At 70.2% G+C, this 14,740-nt stretch carries 8 protein-coding genes; 1 reads left to right on the top strand and 7 read right to left on the bottom strand.

Features of this window, described 5'->3' with window-relative positions; genetic code table 11:
- Position 1 precedes the first annotated feature (1 nt).
- Both DDE18_RS21030 and DDE18_RS21025 read right to left on the bottom strand, forming a co-directional pair.
- Complete coding sequence (locus tag DDE18_RS21030) at positions 2–3,253, bottom strand: hypothetical protein (protein ID WP_116574315.1); 3,252 nt, start codon at positions 3,251–3,253, stop codon at positions 2–4.
- Complete coding sequence (locus DDE18_RS21025; RefSeq protein ID WP_116574313.1) at positions 3,250–6,546, bottom strand: DUF6603 domain-containing protein; 3,297 nt, start codon at positions 6,544–6,546, stop codon at positions 3,250–3,252. Before DDE18_RS21025 ends, DDE18_RS21030 begins: the two co-directional genes overlap by 4 nt.
- A gap of 656 nt (positions 6,547–7,202) precedes the next feature.
- On the opposite strand from DDE18_RS21025, the gene DDE18_RS21020 reads away from it, so the two are divergent.
- The gene (locus DDE18_RS21020; RefSeq protein WP_116574311.1) at positions 7,203–7,727 is read left to right on the top strand and encodes a hypothetical protein; all 525 of its coding nucleotides are present in this window, start codon (positions 7,203–7,205) and stop codon (positions 7,725–7,727) included.
- A gap of 485 nt (positions 7,728–8,212) precedes the next feature.
- On the opposite strand, the gene DDE18_RS21015 is transcribed toward DDE18_RS21020, so the two are convergent.
- Genes DDE18_RS21015 through DDE18_RS20995 form a run of 5 tightly spaced genes read right to left on the bottom strand, consistent with a single transcriptional unit; the run spans position 8,213 to position 14,455 of the window.
- On the bottom strand, positions 8,213–9,427 hold the full coding sequence (locus DDE18_RS21015; protein ID WP_116574309.1) for a patatin-like phospholipase family protein: 1,215 nt from the start codon (positions 9,425–9,427) through the stop codon (positions 8,213–8,215).
- 31 nt (positions 9,428–9,458) lie between these two features.
- A complete protein-coding gene (locus tag DDE18_RS21010; protein ID WP_133241294.1) occupies positions 9,459–10,631 on the bottom strand; it encodes a ComEC/Rec2 family competence protein in 1,173 nt (390 codons plus the stop codon).
- Positions 10,628–12,325, bottom strand: coding sequence for a gluzincin family metallopeptidase (locus DDE18_RS21005; protein WP_116574305.1), 1,698 nt, complete (start codon positions 12,323–12,325; stop codon positions 10,628–10,630). The genes DDE18_RS21010 and DDE18_RS21005 overlap by 4 nt, the downstream gene beginning before the upstream one ends.
- Positions 12,318–13,112, bottom strand: a complete 795-nt coding sequence (locus tag DDE18_RS21000; RefSeq protein ID WP_165821282.1) for a DUF2182 domain-containing protein — start codon at positions 13,110–13,112, stop codon at positions 12,318–12,320. The genes DDE18_RS21005 and DDE18_RS21000 overlap by 8 nt, the downstream gene beginning before the upstream one ends.
- The gene (locus tag DDE18_RS20995; RefSeq protein ID WP_165821281.1) at positions 13,109–14,455 is read right to left on the bottom strand and encodes a tyrosinase family protein; all 1,347 of its coding nucleotides are present in this window, start codon (positions 14,453–14,455) and stop codon (positions 13,109–13,111) included. The genes DDE18_RS21000 and DDE18_RS20995 overlap by 4 nt, the downstream gene beginning before the upstream one ends.
- Positions 14,456–14,740: the final 285 nt, after the last annotated feature.

Below are 14,740 nucleotides of genomic sequence, written 5' to 3'. Positions count from 1 at the left end.
GTCACTCCTCGGGCAGCAGGTCCACGGCGGCGATGCCGCGCCGGAACGGGAACTGCAGCGTGATCCAGGCCTGCCTGGCGGCGTCCGTGCCCCACGCGTGCAGGGGGCTCGGGTGGAGGCCCTTCGGCAGGCTGAGCGAGAAGGAAGCCTTCTGCAGGAAGGTGGCGTCCTGGACGTGATTCCAGCTGACCTCGTTCCAGGACGTCGGCGGCGGCGGGTCCTCCTCGTCGCCCGCGTCGAGCCCGAACCTCGGCTCGGTGAAGTGCTCGGAGAAGTAGAACCACCATCGCTTCTCGGGGTCGTTGGCGGCCTCGGCGTCGCGGACCATCTCGGCGGTGAGCCCGGTGAAGCCGACCAGCATCACGTCCGGCTCCAGCGTCCCGACGAAGTCGGGGACCATCGTCTGCTTCGGCACGCGCACGCCCTCGGAGTTCTTCTCGGTCGTGGCCGCGACGATGATCAGGCCCGGGTAGCGCTGGACCAGCTCGGCCTTCACCACCAGCACGAGCGGGTCCTGCGGCTCGGGCCCGCCCGCCGGTCGCGTCAGTCCGCGGAGGCTGGCCGCCGGCGCCGCGTGGAGCAGCTGCGCGAGGTCGTGGCCCCCGGCGCCGACGTGCGTCCAGAACTGCCGGGCGTAGGTGCCGCGCTGGTCGGTGGGGTACTCGCGCCAGAGCAGCTCGCGGGCGATCTCGTGGTTCATGCCGACCAGGAAGGCCGCGATGAAGTCGAGGTTGGCCTGCACCAGGGTCGTCGTGTCGGCCGGCAGGTCGTCGAGCCCGGGCAGCAACCAGTCCTGCGAGATCTCGGACAGGCGCAGGTACGTCGGCTCCGACAGGTCCGGCGCGGCCATGATGTCGTCGAGCCCACCCGCGTCGGCGTCGGCCAGCGCGGCGATCCGGCTGTTGACCGCCCGCAGGATCGTGACCGACGGGTCGAGGGCGGCCAGCAGCGGGCCGCGCAGCGACTCCAGACCGCCATCGAGCGGCCGCCCCGGCGCCGGGACTCCATCGTCGGGCCGGATGCCAAGCTCTAGGAGCCCGGCCAGCGCCGCACCGAGCTCGGCGCGGATGCCGTCGGCCCGGTCCGTGGGCAGCCGGAACTCCAGAGGCGGCGCCACGGGGGCCTGGAAGGTGCCGTCGACGATCCGGTCGAGCACCTGGTTGGAGACGGTGGTCGCCTCGAGGCCCGTCCGGGCGGCCTCCTCGAGCAGGCCGGTGTCGAGCACCACGCGGTCGCCCGCGCGGGTGACCAGCCCGGGCTGCCTCTTGATGGTGTCGAGGACCTCGGTCGGCCGCAGGATCGTGGTGAGGTCGAGCCGGTCCCGGCCGGCCCGGACGAGGAGGTTGTCGAGGCCGCCGCCACGCAGCCCGCCACGCAGCCCGCCGCCCGCGCCGCGCCCCACCACCACGTGCTCCTCCCCCGGCTCGAACCGTCCCACCGCGCGTCCGCGACCCGAGCCACGACCTTCGCCGCGGCCTTCGCCTCGGCCCGCCCCGCGATCAGGGTCGGGCTCGGTGACCGCGTCCACGACCGCGGCGGTGGGGATCAGCCCCATCGCCGTCATGGTCTTGTCCAGGTCGGCGCCGGTCACGCGTCGAGCGACGGCCTCCGGCTCCGGCAGGGTGGCCTGGTCGATCGTGCTGATCGCGTCGAGTCGCCGCGCCGCGGCCTCCGGCTCGAGGCCGGCGACCCCCTCGGTGACCAGCCTGCCGAGGATCTCCACGGTGGCAGCGTTTCCCCAGATCGTGCTCGGCGGGTCGAGGGTCTCGATCCCGTCGAGGGCGACTCGGTCGAACAGGGGCTGGGCCTGCTCGGCCCGCGCGGCCACCGCGGCTACCCCGGCGGAAGCCTGCCAGTCGGTCGCATGCGAAAGCTGCCCCCGCGTGCGGGCGAACCGCCGGAGCTCGACGGACAGCACCGCGGGGGGAAGCGGCGAGTCGCGGAGCCGGCCGACCAGGGTCTCCCCCGCCGCGGAGGACACCTTCGCGTGCACCGGCGAGGTGACGGTGACCAGGTCACCGGCATCGATCGCCGAGAGCCACCGCCGGAACAACCGCTGGGTGGCGCCAAGCGAATACTCGGCACGCCGCCGCAGCCTATTGGCGGTGTTCACGTCACCGACCTGCCGCCAGGCCTCCTCCATGTAACGCTCCTGGTTGCGCCGCACGACCTCCGCCCCCAGGCCGGCGGCCACCCGGTTCCGCGGATCGGTGTTCACGGCCTCGAGCCAGGGCGGCACCAGGCCGCTGCCGAGGTTCGCGGCACGGGCGGGCGCGCCGACGGGCAGCTGGCCGTAGACGGGCGGCCCGACCTTCGGGAGCCTCGTGCCCAGGAGGGAGACGTCGTAGTCGGCGTCGACCAGCCGGGCCCTCAGGGCAGTGAGGTAGTCGGTGGCGACCAGGCCGGCCACCGGCTCCGAGTCGGGGCCGATCGGGCGCAGGGCGACCGGCAGGTCGAGGTCGCCGGCGCCGGAGGACGGAAGGTTGCTCAAAGGGTGGTCGAGCCGCAGCTTGCGCAAGCCGAGACCCGCGGGGAACGCGACGCCGTGGAGGCGGCGAACGAGCGACTCGAAGTCACCAGCAGGCCCGGTGCGGAACCGGAAGCTGTAGTAGACGGGGAGCTCCACGTCGCCGGGCTGGTCCCATCCCGGAGCGGCGCGGATCCGGATCTCGGGCGGCACATCGCTGCCCAGACCCGCGAGGCGGCCCGACTCGAAGGTCGGCACGACGCAGCCGACGTACGCCGTGTCCTCCTCCAGCCGCCGGGGAGACACGAGCCTGGACAGCGACCTGGACGGGTCGTCGGGGACCGTTTCCCGGTCCAGGAGCTGGGCGTGTGCCCACAGCCACGCCTCCCCGGGATCGGGCCGTTGGTCGGCGGGCAGCAGGAGACTCGTGTGCCCGGCGCCCGGCGAGGAGAGCGCGACGCCGTCGTCCTCCACCACCACGAGCATGAGCCAGGGGTGGACCATTCCGGCTGGGTCCGGCCGGCCGAGCAGCCAGGGCAGGTTCGGCGCGTCGAACTCGACGAGGGCGAGGTAGTTGGGTTCGGCGTTCTGGACACCGGGCCGGGGCCACGTGCGGATGACCTGCCCGGGCGGGAGGCCGATCGCGTCGGCCGCCGTCATCAGCTCGACCTCGCGGCTGAAGTCGGCCTGGCCGGCCACGCTCACCGTCACGTTCGCTCTGCCGCTGGCGTCCGGAGTGAAGCCCCGGCGGACCGACGACGCGAAGGTGTACTGGGCGAGGCTCATCCGCCCAGTCCCGCCAGCTCGTAGTCGGCCATTACGACCCTGTCGGCGCTCACCCTGGCCGACGCGCCGAACGCCCCCTCCAGGCCGGTGACCGCCGCGGCCACCGCCGTGCCCGTCGCGGCGTCGGCGACGGCGTACGACGTGGGCGTCACCTTGAGCCCGGCGAGCGGTCGGGCCACCGGGACCTGCTGCGCGTGCGAGCGGCCCGCGGCTCCCACCACCGACCAGGCGAGGAACTCCTCCCCCAGCGCTCCGAGGGAGCGCGACCCTGCGGGTGGGCGCTCGTGGCCGTCGCTCTCCTCGTAGACCACATCCACGGTGAGCGGGTCCGCCAGCGGCGCCCAGGCCTGCCCGCCGAGCTCATAGCCGGCGTGGTGCGGGACGAAGGGCGGCTTGGAGATCTTCTCGTCGTCGGTGAGGTCGAAGTACTGGGCGGCGGCGAACAGCTCCTCGGCCGGTGTCGGCGTCGCCAGGTCGGCCGAGACCGTGACGGTCACGGGGCCGCCGTCGGCCACCGCGGCCCTCCCGAAGCGCGCCAGCGGGACCCCGAGCGGGGCGATCGTCTGGGTGAGGCGCAGCTTCCCGAGCGGGTGCAGTCCCTCGCCGCCCTCACGCAGGGTGACCAGGCCGCCGTCCGCGGCGGGCAGCACGTGCGCCCACACCGGAGGCTTCTCGAGCGCCTCGCGCACCTTCTCCGCCACGAGGACGCTGGGCGGTGTCTCCTCGGCCTCGTCCCCCCAGCTGAGCTCGAGCGTCCCGGACACGGAGAAGAACAGGATCTCGATCTCGGCGCGGGCGCGCGCGTGCCAGCGCCCGGGGCCCTCGAGGAGAACGTCGAGCTTCGCGCCCATGAGGTCCTCGCCCTCGAAGCTGAGCCGGAAGCTGCCGGTGAGCTGGGCAGTGAAGTGCAGCTTGGGCGAGGTACGGATGAGGGTGTCGAGGGCGAGACTGCCACGCGCCCCGATGGGGCCGAGCTCGGCCACGACGAGCAGCCCGCCGCCGAACTGGACAGTGCTGGCGGTCAGCGCGAAGTAGGCGTCGGCCCGGATGGAGAGGATCGGCTGCGGCGAGATCGAGATGCCGAGCCGGCGGACCGCCTCGAGCCCGGCCGGCACCGGGAAGCCCGGGTAGAACCCGCCGGCCGTGAAGAGGAAGCCGGAGGGCCCGGCGCGCAGGGCAAGGTCGCCGGTGACGTCGAAAGTGGCGATGCGGGAGTTCGTCAGCGAGGCGTCGAAGCTCACCTCCCCCGTCGAGGCGTCGATCAACCCGGCGAAGTCCGCGCGCATGTCGATCAGCGGGGCCTCGGGCACCGGCAGGGTGACCCGGACCGACCCGATCACCGCGATGACGACCGGGTCAGGGAACGTGAACACGACCCCGACGGCCGCCGTCACGAACGACGTCGGTCGTCCCCAGCCGAGCTTGAGCATCGGGCCGACGACCACCTGGCCGGGGCGGGCGGGGAAGACCTGCTTGACTGCGGCGATCACCTCGACCGCACGGGCCGCCAGGTCGCGCGGGAACATCACGTCCTCCATGCGGCCCGACCGGACGATAGCGCGGAGGCCGTCGGCGTCCATGGTGCGGTTGATCCCGAAGACGCCGCCCACGGCGTTGAGGGTGAGGCCGAGGAAGATCTCGATGGCGGGGCTGAACTCGACCGACATCACCACGACGAACGACAGCCGTCCGTCAACCGACTCGAACACACCGACCGCACGGATCGCGAGCTCGACGCTGCCGAGCTTGAGGGCCAGCTCGAGGGCCCCGGAGATCTCCCGCTCTGTGATGCGCAGCAGCCCGCCGCCCTTGACGATGCCGGCGTCGATGCTGAGGCCGACGCCGGTGGGCGGCTCGAACGTCGGGTCGCCGAGCGCGACCAGACCGAGGTTGCCGTCCCCTTCGGGGTGCAGCGTGATCGGCTGGGACACGCCGAACCCCTCGATCGTGGCGGTCAGCACCTCGAGGTCGACCGTGACCGTCCCTGCCGCGGTGAGCTTGAATCCACCACCGTCGAGGACGCCGACCTCGGTGGTGAGGCCCCGCACGAAGAGCCCGGGCAGGCGGAGGGTCTCCGGCCACGTCGTCCGCAGGCCGATCCCGCCCTCCGCGTGCAGGCCCTCGGCGTCCGCAACGATCAGGAGCCTGCCCTTGAGCCGGACCCCGTCGCGCGGGAGCAGCAGGCCGAGGAGGTCTCCGGCGATGTCCTGCGGGATCGTCAGCTCGAAGGACCCGAAGCCGGCGCGCAGTCCCCAGTCCTCCACCGAGACGCGCGGCTCCAGGACCGGCTCGGTCAGCGCCAGGCGCACACCTCCCGGCTCACCGAAGGAGAAGCCCGCCCCGAGCCCCGGGTCGAGCGTCAGCTGGGGCGAGCCGTCCGCGATGGGGACCACCTCGCCCCAGCCGGTGACCGCGACCCCGAACTCGCTCGCGAACGGATCCAGGTGCAGGGTCACCCGCGGGGACAGGCTGAGCGGCTGCGCGATCGGCGCAGACAGCAGCACCACGGCGGCGAAGCCGGGGGCGTCGCCGTTGCCCGGATCGTGGCCGAGCACCTCGAGCGAGATCTTGTGGACCTCGTCGGGTTTGGGGTAGCCGTCGGTCGCGAGCCTGAGCGTGATGCGCTGCAGGACCACGTTGGCGTCCGGCACCTTCGCCGTGACAGCCTCGGACACATGGTCCTCCGCGGTCAGCGGGACGGTGACGTAGGAGACCGTGCGCGGCCCGGTGAGCACACCGTGGATGGTGATGTCCAGGTGCCGGCGCAGGTCCTTGAACCGGCGCCACACGAAGCCGGTCGGCGAGTCCGCGAAGTCGGAGACGACCGTGAAGACGGGGAGCTCGGGACCCACCAGGTGGAGAGACTTGGCGAAGGACCAGCCCAGTGCACTCGCCTGCTGGACCGCGTGCTCGACCGCCTGCGCGAGGAGCGCGTCCATGACGGTGCCGGCGTCCGGCAGGCCGGGCAGCACGACCTCCGGTGCGCCGTCGGTCAACGAGACCGCCGCCTCCAGCAGGTCCTGCACGTGGGGGGCGATCGAGAGCAGGTTCGGCTTGGGCTTGGCCAGCTCCAGCACCAGCTCGGGCACCCCGTTCTTCAGGGCGGCGACGACCCCGGCCTGGCCGGCCACGAACGTCGCGACGCTGTCGGCGTCGGGCCCGGTGATGCCCAGCTCCGCCAGGGCACGACGTACGGCGTCGTCGTCGGCGATCCGTGCCAGCAACTCGTCCAGGACGCGGGTGAGGAAGCCCGCGACTGCGCCCTCGATCGGGACCGGCGACTCCTCAGGCATGGGGCTTGGCCCGGTGCCGTCCGGCGGTGCAGCTGGCGTCCATCGCGCCTCCCCCTGTTCGAGGTGGACGGGACGCGAGGCCTGCCCGCCGACCGGCGTCCCGCTGCCCTGTCACGCTAGCGGCGGTCGAGCGCCGAGCGGCATAGTCACTTGGGACTATGTGGAGCCCCGCGACCCGAATTCCGGCGGTGTGCTCGCCGGCACATCTCCGCCACATCGTCCCTGCGGACCGATTTCTCCGCACGAGGCGCCAAGGGCTCCAGGATCTCGGCGGTCACTGGGTTCCCCTTCTCGGCGGGCTCGCCTCAAACGGGGGCGACGTCCACGGCCCGCGCCTTCCCACCCGTTGAGACCTCCCCGGGGACGCAGCGCAGATGTTCCCATCTTCAAGCATCGTTGCACTTTGGGGGAGGGTCCGTTACACCTGTCTCCCACGAGGCGCCCCGGAGCATTCGCTCACGCAGCTCGAGTGTTCCTGGGCGCCTCGTCCGATGCTCAGGCAGATTGCGTTCCGGGCTGGGCGTACGTTTGCGGGTGATGGGGGCCCGGCATCCCCGCCGATGCCGCCGGTTCCTGGACCGGGCAGTTGAGTCCATGGGCTCCGTGCTGGCGTGGCGCATACCGTCGAGGCAACCGCAAGAAGGGGTGCATGGAAGATGGCCGACACGCCCGAGCAGGAACCGCAACGCTTCGCGGCGCCCGACGCGCTCAGTGCCTCGGCCCGCGAGTGGCACAAGTTGCAGCTCGCGGCCCTGGCCTTCGTGGGACTTTGCGGCGTGCTCACCGGCGACAGCGGCACCAGGCTCCCCATATGGCTGCAGTCCGTCGCCGGCATCCTGGCGCTGCTCGCCCTCGCCGTCGCAGCAATCGGGCTTTTTCTTGTGGCGGTTGTGGCGTGGCCGCTCGGCGCACCGGCGGACCCAGCCGCCGGTGCCCGTCGGCTCCGGGCCGGCGTCATCTTGACCTGCGTCGCGGTCGGTTTGACCGCGCTTTCGGCATCCAGCAACTGGTGGCCGCAGTCCGGCGCAGAACGCCCTGTTCAGGTCACTACCAGCAGCGGCACCGCCTGCGGCCAGGTCGTCGACAGCGCTGCCGGGTGGATCGATCTCGACGTGCGCGGCACCGTGGTGCGCGTGGACCTGGTCGACCTGGTCTCACTGCAGCCCACGGACTCCTGCTGACTCGGGCGCTCGCTCACCGGGCCCCAGCCTCGAGCAGCTTCGCGACCGCGTACCGGCTCCAGCCGATCAGATCAGCGGCCTCCTTCCAGGACCTCGGCGGCTTCTGGCCTTGAGCCAAGCCTGCGGGTCGGGCGACTCAGGCCGACATCCAGCGCCGACGATGCAGTCCCCCGGCGCTTGCGCTCGACGCGCCGCTGCTGGCGCACCACGCGGAGGCGGGGTCGAGCGGACTCATGCTGTCCGACCCAAGGGGTGCCTTGCGGGATAGAGGTCGTCACTGCGGACGAGGGAAAGTTTGTGATCCTCAAACGCTGCGACGGACGCTGAGCCGCGAGGCAACCCGCGAGGTCAGCGCGTCACAGAAACTGCGGTCCTGCGCTGACCGGACAACAGTCTCGATGTGTCGCGTTGGCAGGGGTTGAGGCGCAGAAGCCGGCTGGCCGGAGGGTTCCAGCGCGAGTGGGTCTCCGTGACCCAGCCATGGCTCAGCTGACCAGAGGGCGGGCCGGGTAGGGCAGGTCGCCTGCAGGCAACCCCTCTCGGACATGCTTTCGGATTCCGGTGTCGGTGATCACGTAGCCCCAATTGATCAACGACTCCTGCCGCTCCGCTGGCAGGTCGTCCAGCCGGGTTGCGATCGCGGCGAGCTTGTCGGTGATTTCCGGGTCGGCCGGCATCGCGCCGTCGAGGTGGTAGTCCGCGACGTGGCTGCGGATGCCGAGATAGGCACCTGTTCGGCGGTCCGACTTGAAGGCCTCGATGACCTGACGCTTGCGAAGGGACCGGACCTGGCTGTCGATCACGGACAGGACCCGCACCATGTGCCTTGGCCAGTCCGTCGGCGGGGAGGAATCGGCGCCCATGTGGCCACCGGCGTCGGCCACCAGGATCGTGCGGAACTGATTCCAGGCTGTTTGCAGGCCAAGGTTGTCGTAGACCCCGCCGTCACAGAGCCTGATCTGGCCGCGGAAGCCGGCGCCGGTCAGGTCGTTGCCCTCCTCGGTCACCCAGTCCTCGTGTTCAAGGTCCACCGTGCACGGCGACAGCACAGGCGGGAAGGCAGAGGATGCGGCCACCGCGACAGCCAGCGGCAGGTCGGGGAAGTGCACCTTGCCCACGCGGTAGTCAGCCAGGTAGGGCCTGCTGAAGCGCATCAGCACGCCGGACTCGAGGTTCGTCGCGTTGATCACGAACCGCGGTGGGGGCTTCTCAGGGCCAACCGGTTTCGGGTCGTCGTCGGGAAGGTTCTGGAGCGTCGCCTTGCCGAAGAGATGTTGCTTGTAGGCCTTGACGATCCGGTCCGAGATCGAGGTGAACGGAAGACCCAGCCCGGTCAGTACCGAGGTAACGTCGATGCCGACGCCGGCCATCTTGCGAATCGGGTCGACCAGCTGGCTTTGGAAGTTCCGCGCCACGCCGGCGTCGTCAAAGTCGAGGTTCTCCCAGTTGAGGCCAAGAACCCCGGCCGTGATCGAACCGCCGGAGACGCTCGAGATTCGGTCGAGCTCGCGCAGCATCCCGGCCTCGTTCAGCCGCCACAGGACGCCGACGTGGAAGAGCATCGCCCGGTACCCGCCCCCTGACAAGCACAGAGCCAGGCCCTCCGAGGGCGCCTCGTCATGGCCCGGTGGCCGGGACACCGGTTGGTCGGCGGTGATCTCCTCCTGGGGCCCCGGCAACAGCGCTTCTGGGTCAGTCATCTCATACCTCCGCTTGTCCTGCCCACCGGCGCTAGCCGGGAAACCGGATCTCAAGAAACGCCCCGTGGGCAAGGGCGCGGGTGTCGTGCAAGGTGCAGCGTGACGAGTACAGCGACAGGGTCCCGTCCGTGTCCGGCACGCTGTCCCAGTCGCCGTCATGGGTGGACACCAGCGCGTGCCGCTCCCGACCGTCCGGGCTCTCGGCGGGCATGAGCTCGTCAAACAGCTCGTCGTACGTGCCGTTGTGGCTGCCGTGGTGCGACACCTTCACGAAGTGCACGGGCTTGATCAGGTTCTGCTCGTGCATCAGCTTCCACGAACCGAGCTCGGCGTCGCCGGCGAAGAGCAGTCGCCAGCCGCGCCACTCGAGTTCGAGCACCACGCTGGTGTTGTTGTTGGCCTTATCGATCTCCATGATCTGGCGGCGGGTGCTCTTCCGCCGGGAGGCCTGGAGGTCGTAGAACGCTCCTGGATCCACGCCCACCGGTGGCACGGAGAGGCCCGCAGGCGCCTCTGCTGCGCCCGCAGCCGGGAGTTCATCCGCTGTGGTGTGCGTCGGGCCGAGTTTCCGGTAGTACGACGACGTGTCCTCCTCGGGCGCGAGGATCCTCAGCACCGCCTCGTGGAACGGGTGCTTGCCGACGATGTCGGTGGTGTTGTCGACGTAGTGGGTCTGGTCCTCCGGGGCGATGCCGCGCAGATGGTCGACGTAGTCGCTGGTTCTCAAGCCGAGCGCCCCGGGTGGGAGCATCGCGGAGTTGTTGCGCACCATCATCTCCAGCCACGGGTCGGGCTCCGCCTGGAGCATCCGGTGCGCCTCGGCGAGAGAGAGCTGGAGCGTGCGCATCTTCTCCTTCGCCTCCGGATGGGTCTCGTAGTACGCCGGGTGGGCCGACCCCGTGAGCCATGCGTGCCGCGCCGCGAGCTCGACACCTGCCCGCTCCGCGGCCAGCAGCCCCTGGACGTGGTCGAGGTGCTCGTGGGTCATCAGATAGAGGTCGACGGTCCCGCCGGTGCGATCCGAAATGTCCTGCACCACACCGGTGAAGACCTTGTCGTCGTTGCCGTCCCCGGCCAACAGGTTGCCGACGTCGATCAGCAGGTGCCGCGTCTCCTCGGCGCCTGCGTTGGTGGCCTCGGGGATCGACACCAGGATCGCGTCGCCGAAGCCCACGTTGTACGAACGCACCACCAGTTCGCTCATGCATCCCACCCCGCGAGGTGAAGCAACCTGTGGCTGCCGTGTAGGCCGGCATCGCCAGCGCCCCGAAGCCCGACACCGGCCTCGTCGTCGGGTTCGAGCACGCCCTCGTGCTCCAGCTCGACCAGGAGCCGATCACGCTCACGCTGCTGATCGGCGCTGGTGACGTCGCTGCGGACCAGGGCCAGGCACTCCCCGGTCTCCCATTTGAGTGCGACGGTCGCACCGGTCGGGACCACTCGCATCCTGCGGGCACGCCCGGTGGCGTCCTCGGTGTGGTTCCAGGCGACCTTCAGGATCAGTTCCCGCTGGACCGGCGCCACTCCATCGCGCTTGGGGCCGATCACCTTCGTGCTGTCGACACGGGGCAGCACCGTGAAGGAGGAGCCTTTCGGGATGCCCAGCGTCGCGCGGTGATGGGTGACGTACTGGTAGGCCGCCCAGTCGCTGACGTGCAGCTGCCCCACTCGATCGGCGGGCACGTCGAGCTTCTTGGGTTGGGCACCGTCGAGGTCACCCGCCTTGGCCACGATGAGTCGCTTGACGAAGTTCTCCGCGAAACCCTTCCGTTGTTCGATGAGGGCCACGCTCGAGTCGGCGTCGGGGCGGGCCGCACGGTCGGCCGCCAGAGTGGCGCGACCAACGTCGGCGAAGCTGAGCTCACCAGGCGGCAGGTAGTCGATCCCGCGGAGCAGGAACCTGCGGAAGATGATCAGCGCGGTGCCGAGTGCCTTGTTGGCGGCTTCTTCTCTCGGGAGGGCCACACCCGCGTCGTCAGTCATCTGTTCGTCCTCGAACCGGGCCATGAAGATCTTGGACAGCGTGTCGTAGAAGATCGCCGAGAGCAGCGTGCTCAGCATGTGCGGACGTTCGCCCGCCAGCGTCTCGAGCGTGGAGTCGTTCTGCAGCGCCCGGAGCGCGGTGCGGGCCATCCCGTCGGCACCGGGCCGCGCCATGCCGAACTCCTCGGCGATGTTGTTGAAGGCGTTGGGTCCACTCAGTGAGTTGTCACCGAGGGCGAGCACCGCCTGTCGGAGTCGACTGCTGTCGAGGGCCATGATCACCGCAACCAGGTCCGCGACCGCTTCGTGGAGCGCGACCGACTGCGGGGTGGAGCTGTCGTAGAGCGAGGGCACGACGGCGTCGAGCAGGGCATGTCCGCACTCGTGCGAGACGATGTCGCGACTCAGCCCGGTGTAGACCCGCTTCCCGTCGTCGTCCAGGAACGAGAAGAACTGAAGGCTGCGGGTCCCGCGGTCGTAGAAGGCGTTAGCCCACTCGCCTGCCCGGGGCACGACCAGCAGCTGCTCGCTGCCGAACGCCCAGTCAACCTGCCTTCCCAGCGCCTCCGGACCCTCGAACATGCGCACCGTCTGGAACACCGTTCCGAACGTGTTGACCGCGATGCTCGCCGCTGAGGTCGGGTCGCTGTCAGCGACGTACCTCCCGGACCGCGGATTCGAGGCGAACGGCGTGAATACCACCGGTGGCGGTAGAGGGTCTCCGGACGCGGGGTCGAAGTCGACCACTGCGATCCGACGACACGCCGGCCCGTCCAGGAACCGGTCGTTGGCGTCGCCGGGGATGATCAGTTTCTTCCTCTCCTTGCCGGCGTCGCTGCCCCCTATGCGGCTCTCGAGCTGGGAGACCGATGCGTCCTGGATGAGGAGATCCACCTCGGCGAAGATGTCAGGCATGGCCGATCCTTCCGTCGAGCAGAGCAGCGACCGCGATCCAGGCGCCAGCGCCGGCGATCAACAAAACGGGCACGGGGTCTCGCCATGCCCTGGGATGCCAGGCCTCCCACCACGCAGCCAGCGATGCGAAGACCATCAGGACCAGGCTGTGGCCAATGGCCATCGCTAGCATCACCGGCCCGCACAGAAGCGCGCAGCGGCGCCAGGTCAGCATGCCCGCCCTCGTCGCGGTCACCACTCCACGGCGACCTCCCGGCGCCAGGGCGGGCAACCTCAGGCACCCCTCCAGCACCCGGCTGCGCCACGACGAGCGGAACGCCACCAGCGCGAGGCAGACGAAGGCCAGCTGCCACCAGACGCTGCCTGGCGGAACCGAAAGCGTCCGGGCAAACATGGCGCCCGCAAGACCCACGGCCAGCCACAGGATGGTCACCGTCGCCAGGCAGACAACCCCCAGCCGCATGCGCCAGCCGCGGAAGCTGGAGCGGGTGATCGCTCCAACGCTGGGAATGGTCAGCGGCCACATCATCGCGACCACCATCAGCAGCCAGCTGCCGATCCAGGCCAAGCTCCAGGGGTCGACCACCTCAGCTGCGACCGGCGGCACGGTGTGAGGGTGGTGAACGTGCGCCACGCCCATCTCGCCAGCGCCCTGGCCACCACCTGGCCGCGGAACGCTCAGCGCAACCCACGCCGCCGCCGCACAACCCAGGACCACCCGGGTGGACGTGGACCGGACCGACCCCGACAGGCGTCCGGCCAGCAGCGTCGCCTGCAGCAGGCTCATGATGTCTGCGCGTAGACGGTGACCTGCTGGACATGAATCGCGCGGTCGGGATCGTCCGAGTCGGGACGCCCCTCCTCGGGCACGAGCTTCACCGACAACTGCCCGCCGGTCCATCCCTCCGCAACCAGGTCGGGCAGAACCTCCGTCGCGTCGACCAGGTAGTTGCGCTCCTCCTCCGGCGGCGTCCCTGCCAGACCGAAGGTCGCAAACCGCCCGGCTCGATGGGGCTCCGCGTCCGGCGCGGACCTCACCTCAACGACGTACGCCGCGTGCGGCACGACCGCACGCACCCCGGCGAACTCCAGGACCAGGCGGGTCGGCGGCGCCTCATCCAGGCCCCGGGGCGTGGCGTGGAAGGTGAGATCCCGCTCCTCGTTGGAATCCAGATTGAAACTGGCAGCAACTGGTTCCCACCGAGCCTGGGCCTCGTCCAAGGGAAACCCACTTCCCCCGACCGGCACCGGTTCCCTCGCGGCGGCGATTGCCTCCGCCGACGCCTCCGGCAGCTCGATCGACTCGTACTCGTAGCCCATCTTCACACTGGACAGATCCTCGACATCGTCCATCGTGTACGTCGACGGGGACTGCTCGGAGCCGAACCAGAAGATCGCCGACTGCCACTGCGTCACGAGGAAGGCCGAACCCCCGCCGGGATCCGTCAACCGGAGTGAGCCTGGGAGGGAAAGCCACACCTCCCACAACCGGTCGATGTTGGCGTGGTGCAGCCAGAAGATCGGGTCCTGGCCCGCCGTTGCCGGGCTCTCCATGAGCCCTGCGATGTCCACATGGACCCAGTTGTGCGGCGTGCTCTCCACATCACCGAAGCGACGATCACGGTCGGTGCCGCCGAATCCGACGTCAGGAACACCCCCGACGAATCTGCGTTCGGCGAGCGCCTGCACGATGTCGATGTCCTCGCCTGGGATGGGGCCCTCGTTCCGGGCTGGATCGAACAGGGGGTTCGGCACGGCCTCGCCGTCGACAACCCTGGTCGGCACCCGAAACTCCGCAGGAAGGAACACCGCGTCCGGATTGTCCGGGTCGGAGTAATCCCAGTACGGCAGCCCCCAGCCGTCATCGCCCGTGAGCTTGCGGATTGTCCCCTCGAACCAGGCAAGGTAGGCGCGGTGCCAGGGCAAGAAGAACAGCGAAGCATGGGCGCACTGCCCCCAAGCCGGACGCAGCGGCGTACCCACGGGGACCCCGTGAGTGTTGGCCGCCCACTGCCAGGATTCCGGGTCCTCTGCGGGCAGAGCACGCATCAGCTCGACACCCCGCGCGTAGGTGTCGAGGACCGGATGCCACGCCTGGGTCTCTGCGTCGGCAACCTTGCCCAGCGACACTGTGGCGATGTCATGCCGCGTCCTAGCCATGGCGTCTCCCCGAAACGATCCGTCGTGGGCCCACGGTCCTCCGACAACACCGCGATGGACAAGGCCCGAACGAGTCATGTTCCAGGCAAATCGGCGGCATTCTGTCGCGCATCGGTGGTGCCGTAGAGCTTCAGCTCACGGCTCCGGCCCGTAGCCGAGATCCAGCCCAAGTTGTCGTGGCGCATCTGAGACCATCTCCCGCTCCTGGGCGCGCCGGTTGTTCGTCCGGTCGTCCCCGGTTGAGCGGCGAACCAA

The organism is Nocardioides gansuensis (assembly GCF_003076135.1).
In the GTDB taxonomy this organism is placed as follows: Bacteria; Actinomycetota; Actinomycetes; order Propionibacteriales; family Nocardioidaceae; genus Nocardioides; species Nocardioides gansuensis.
The sequence above is the reverse complement of the archived record's forward strand: the minus strand, read 5'-3'. Positions and strand labels throughout refer to the sequence as shown.